Raw genomic sequence first — 5,361 nt, 5'->3', positions numbered from 1 at the left:
AATTTGTAGCACCGGCTTGTGTGGCATTTAAAATTAATGTTTCGTTAGGGCATAAGGAATTTCCTGATGAAAGTAATCGATTAGGCCCTAAGTCTTTTTCTGATACAAAACTTCCGGCTTTTAAGAAAATCCCAGAATCAAATCGGGCATTTCCTTCATCGGCAATTACTAATTTTATATGATATAAAGTTCCAGGTATTACTGCTGCTTGTGCCGTTAAAATTTTAGTTTGCCCATCATAAGTAGTTGGGTAATTGCCTGAATTAAATGCATCAAAATATGCTTCATTCGCAGCAGGACAAATAGTTCCGCTTCCTCGAACCGTATTCACTCGCACAGGAATAGTTGTGTTTGGAATTAACGCTAAGTTTTGATACGTAGAGGCAGTAGCTTCTTTGAGTAAAAAAGCAAAACCATCAGTATAATTGCACTGGTTTGAAGCTGGATTCAAAAGATATTGTTCGGATGCAAAAATATAATCAAAACTAACTGTATTTGCATTCGGTATAAAATCGAATTCTAATACAGTAGCATTAAACGTATTAGATAGACTTAATGCAGAATTTAAATCGGAGTCGCCATTCCAACCCATTCCAATACCTGAATCAGAAAAATTAGTGTTTGGTCCTACAACTGAACTTAATTTTCCAGTACTTAAAACAATACCTTCTTGAAAAGGAAATACAGAACCATTAGCATTGAAATACCCAAAACTCATTTCACCCGCACTAAAATTCCCACCAGTTGCAGAAAAGTTACTTACAGATACACAACCACTATTGACTAAAATGTTTTCAATTAGCTGTTGTGCTGTAAAGGTTTGATTTACAGTTATGTTTTGCGAAACGCCAACGTTAAATAAAACGCCAAAAAATATAAATATTATTCTTTTCATAGCATCAGCAAAGATACTATAAATCTCGTTTTTTAAGGATGTAAAAAGATAATAATAAGAATAAACAGGTCCAAAATAGTACTATTACAACACTAACAGGCTCTACGGCATAATTTTTCTCTATAGTTGCGCCCACTGTAGTGGTTACCGATTTTACAAAATTTAATCTCGTAAAAGGCTCAACAATTAAATTTGACATCGATTCTAAAGGAAATAATTTTTTTAGAAAATCAATTGGAGTAGTGTCTTTATCTAAATGTGTATAGCCTAAAATTTGATATTTTAAAATGGCGTGGCCAATATTTTCGCCTAAAAACCAAACAAAAATAAATCCTAATGTAAAAGCAGATCGTTTAATTAACAAGGCAAGAAATAAACAGAAAGAGAAAAACGCAACGTGTTTTAAAAAGTATGCAAACAAATATTCTAAATCCGAAAAAATAATGCCTATTTCTGTAAACGAAGAATATTTTAAACCTAAAATTAAACTAATTACAAAAACTAAAGTTGTCGAAACTAATGAGAATACTAATATGGTATATACTTTTGATAATAAGAACTCTTTTTTGGACATTCCATCAATTAAGTTTTGTTTTAATGTGCCATAACTGTATTCATTGGCAATCATTGAAACAATAATTACAGCCAAAAATATTTTTAACCAAGAGGCAATATAAGTTGTGAAGTGCCAAATATATGGAAAATTGAAAAAGCCACTTTTTGCAGCTTCAAATTTAAACACACCAAAATCAAATTCAATTAAAGCTACCGTAGCTAATAACGAAAGCGATAAAAAATAGACTATGGTTAGTATTCTACTGGCTTTGTTTTGCCATATTTTTTGTAATTCTATAGAGAGTAATCTTTTCATTTTTTTAGTTTAATTAGTTTGAAAGTTGCCTGAGGCTCTCGAAGGCAAGTGTTGAATTAATTTTGTTGCCTTCGAGAACCTCAGGCAACAAAATTAATGTTTCGTTAATTCTAAAAACTGTTCTTCTAAACTATGCTTTCTTTTCACTAAATGTGTAAGTGTGATATTTTGTTTAAATAAGTGCGAATTTAATTCAGATGCTTCCAAATTAGCATTTAAATACACCAATACTTTTGAATCCTCTTCTTCAATTTTATCAATTTGTGGAAACGATTGTAACGCCGTTTTTAATTGAGCTAAATTATCCGATTCTAATTCAAAGAATCCTTCATTTGCTGTAATTCCGTCAACCGTTCCTTGGTATAAAGTAACGCCATTTCTTATTACAATAACGTGTGAGCATACTTTTTCTACTTCGTCTAATAAGTGAGACGCTAACAGAATTGTTGTACCCTGATTGGCAATAATTCGGATTAAATCTCTAATTTGTCTAATTCCTTGCGGATCTAAGCCATTTGTAGGTTCATCTAAAATTAAAATTTCTGGATCGTTTAATAGGGCAGAGGCAATAGCCAAACGCTGCTTCATTCCTAAAGAAAACGTTTTAAATTTGCTGTCTTTTCTTTCTAAAAGACCTACTAATTCTAATTTTTCGGTGACTTTTGTAAAAGGAATATTTTTTATTTTGCAAACTAATTTCAAATTGTCTTCCGCAGACATATAAGGGTAAAAATTGGGACGTTCAATAATGGCACCCACTTTTTTTAGGGCTTCGTGTGTAGAATGTGCCCCATCAAACCATTGAAAATCGCCAGATGTTTTGTTTACTACGTTTAACACAATGCCCAATGTAGTTGACTTTCCAGATCCATTAGGACCTAAAATCCCATACACATTTCCTTTCTTAATTTCAATAGAAACATTGTTTACCGCGTGAACTTTACCGTATTTTTTATGAAGATTGTTGATTTTTAATATAGTTTCCAATAGGTTTACATATTTAATTTATAGGTAAGACGACAGAAACGTTATCGTGTTACAAGAATTCGTTAAGAAATTTCGATTTATTTTTTCGAATAAAAGCAACAATTAATGCTACAACATCTTCCTCTTCTTCAGTAAAGAAAATTTCATCTAAATCTTCCCAACCCGAGATAATTTTTTCATCAAGCTTTGTAATAACCTCTTGTCTTTTTGTGGTGTCTTCAGTATATTTTACTGTAAATAATTGAAATGCTTTTGTAAGTAATGTAGCAGTTTTAGGCGCTTCAATCTCTTTATAAGCTTGAATAATTTCAGTTGCAAAATCGCCACTTTCATTATTGAAAAAATAATATAAACCGCCTTCATTCATCGCAGCTTCAAAAATATCTATAAGTACAAATGTTTTTTCGGCGTGGTTTAAATCTGTTTTTTGTTTTTTATCCCAAATATGAGTACCAACGGCTTCAATAATAGCTATTTCGTCTTCTAATTGTAATACGGTTTCAATATTTTGCATATAAAAATGTTAAAGTTTGTTTGTTTTGTAATTTATAAAATTAGGAGTAAATAGTTGTGCTATTATTTCTTAAAAAGCTCCAATAAATATTTTGCACCCACAAAAGGAGAGATTTCGTGTTGAAGTACTTGCTTTTTAACGGTTTCTAATTGTTTTATTATTTCTGGATGTTGGTAAAAGCTGTTTTTCAGTTGTTCATTAATTGTTTCCATCATCCAATATTGGTTTTGTGCTTCTCGGTTGGCATTAAAATAACCAGAATCAGTGGTTTGAGAAATATAAGCTAAAATAATCGCATATACTTCTGAAATTCCATCTGAAGTTATTGAGCTGCAGGTCGTTACTTTTGGCTGCCATCCTGAATCTTTCATAGGAAATAAATGTAACGCTCTGTTAAATTCTATTTGCGCCATTTTTGCTTTTTGTATGTTGTCGCCGTCGGCTTTGTTTATTACAACTGCATCCGCCATTTCCATAATACCTCGCTTAATCCCTTGTAACTCATCGCCAGCACCCGAAATTTTTAAAAGTAAAAAGAAATCTACCATACTGTGCACAGCAGTTTCACTTTGACCCACTCCTACAGTTTCTATAATAATCGTATCAAAGCCACAGGCCTCACATAAAATTATGGCTTCGCGTGTTTTTCGGGCTACTCCACCTAAACTTTCACCTGAAGCGCTTGGTCGAATAAAGGCATCTTCATCTTTTACCAATTCTTCCATTCGGGTTTTGTCTCCCAAAATACTTCCGTGACTTAATGTGCTGCTTGGATCAATAGCCAAAACTGCAACTTTTTTTCCAATGTTGGTTAGGTGTTTTCCAAACGCTTCTATAAATGTACTTTTTCCTACGCCAGGCACACCTGTAATACCAATTCGAACCGATTTATTTGCAAAAGGCAAACAACCATTTATAACTTCGTTCGCTTTCTCAAAATGTATAGGATTGGTGCTTTCAATTAAAGTAATAGCTCTACTCAAAGCCACTTTATCGCCTAAAATAATTTTTTCAATCAACTCAGCCGCACTAACTTCTTGCTTTCTAAAGGCTTGAATGTGCTTTGCTACCTGAGAACTTACTATTTCAGGTTTAATTATTCCGTCTTTTTCGGAAAGTGCAGATATTTTATTATTTTTACTCAATTAAAATTACTTTGTGTAAAAGTAATAATTTTTTTTAAAAGAAGCCATTCCTGCTATCCGCTAAATCTTTTTATTTAAGTTACCTTCGAGTGCCTCAGGAATCTTAAATAAAAAGGATACCGCTCCTATCAGGGCTAAGGCTTTCGTTTTCAAAAGAAGTATAATTAATTTCAAAAACAAAAAACTATTTACTATTCGATTCATTCGAAATTGAATGGTAAAAAAATATAAAACTATGAATTTCAATACCGAAGCTTTTCAAAAATTAACCGCTATTGTAGGCGAAAATTATATTTTTACAGATGCTGAAACACTATCGCATTTTGGTCACGACGAAACGGAAGATTTATCATTTCCACCACAAGTAGTTCTTAAACCTGCCAATACACAAGAAATTTCCGAAATTCTAAAAGTAGCCAATCAATATAAAATTCCAACTACACCAATAGGCGCAAGAACGGGTTTGAGCGGTGGTGCGTTATCAATTTTTGGTGGAATAGGCTTATCCATAGAACGTTTAAATAAAATTATAGAAATAGACGAAAATAATTTGCAAATCACTACCGAACCAGCAGTAATTACTCAAGTTTTACGTGAAGCAGTAGCTGAAAAAGGATTGTTTTACCCTGTGGATCCAAGTAGTATGGGTAGTTGTTGGATAGGAGGTAATGTTGCCGAAAATGCAGGTGGGGCACGTGCTGTAAAATACGGTGTGACTAAAGATTATGTGTTGAATTTAGAAGTGGTTTTGCCTACGGGTGCTATTATTTGGACAGGTGCCAATACATTAAAAAATTCAACAGGTTATAATCTTACCCAATTAATGGTGGGAAGCGAAGGTACTTTAGGAATTGTAACCAAAATTGTTTTAAAACTAATTCCTAAAAATACACATAATGTATTGCTTTTGGTTCCATTTTATAAGGCTGAACAAGCTTGTGAAGCGGTT

Annotated in this window: 6 protein-coding genes; 1 reads left to right on the top strand and 5 read right to left on the bottom strand. The window is 32.7% G+C overall.

The window, feature by feature from the left end:
* From ACIQ11_RS08595 to meaB, 5 genes are all read right to left on the bottom strand, one after another.
* A partial coding sequence (locus tag ACIQ11_RS08595) for a choice-of-anchor L domain-containing protein (protein ID WP_396154240.1) occupies positions 1-895 on the bottom strand: 895 nt, incomplete at its 3' end.
* 16 nt (positions 896-911) lie between these two features.
* Positions 912-1,766 carry an ABC transporter permease gene (locus ACIQ11_RS08590; RefSeq protein WP_396154239.1) on the bottom strand — a complete coding sequence of 285 codons (855 nt, stop codon included), beginning with the start codon at positions 1,764-1,766 and terminating at the stop codon, positions 912-914.
* Positions 1,767-1,859: 93 nt separating this feature from the next.
* Positions 1,860-2,753: an ABC transporter ATP-binding protein gene (locus ACIQ11_RS08585; protein WP_396154238.1), complete on the bottom strand. Its 894-nt coding sequence runs from the start codon at positions 2,751-2,753 to the stop codon at positions 1,860-1,862.
* A gap of 49 nt (positions 2,754-2,802) precedes the next feature.
* Complete coding sequence (locus ACIQ11_RS08580) at positions 2,803-3,267, bottom strand: DUF4375 domain-containing protein (RefSeq protein ID WP_396154237.1); 465 nt, start codon at positions 3,265-3,267, stop codon at positions 2,803-2,805.
* A gap of 62 nt (positions 3,268-3,329) precedes the next feature.
* On the bottom strand, positions 3,330-4,412 hold the full coding sequence (gene meaB / locus ACIQ11_RS08575; RefSeq protein WP_396154236.1) for a methylmalonyl Co-A mutase-associated GTPase MeaB: 1,083 nt from the start codon (positions 4,410-4,412) through the stop codon (positions 3,330-3,332).
* Between the two features lie 235 nt (positions 4,413-4,647).
* On the opposite strand from meaB, the gene ACIQ11_RS08570 reads away from it, so the two are divergent.
* On the top strand, positions 4,648-5,361 hold a 714-nt coding region (locus tag ACIQ11_RS08570), incomplete at its 3' end, for an FAD-binding oxidoreductase (RefSeq protein WP_396154235.1).

It is taken from the genome of Flavobacterium sp. (assembly GCF_044361065.1).
GTDB lineage: Bacteria > Bacteroidota > Bacteroidia > Flavobacteriales > Flavobacteriaceae > Flavobacterium.
The sequence above is the reverse complement of the archived record's forward strand: the minus strand, read 5'-3'. Positions and strand labels throughout refer to the sequence as shown.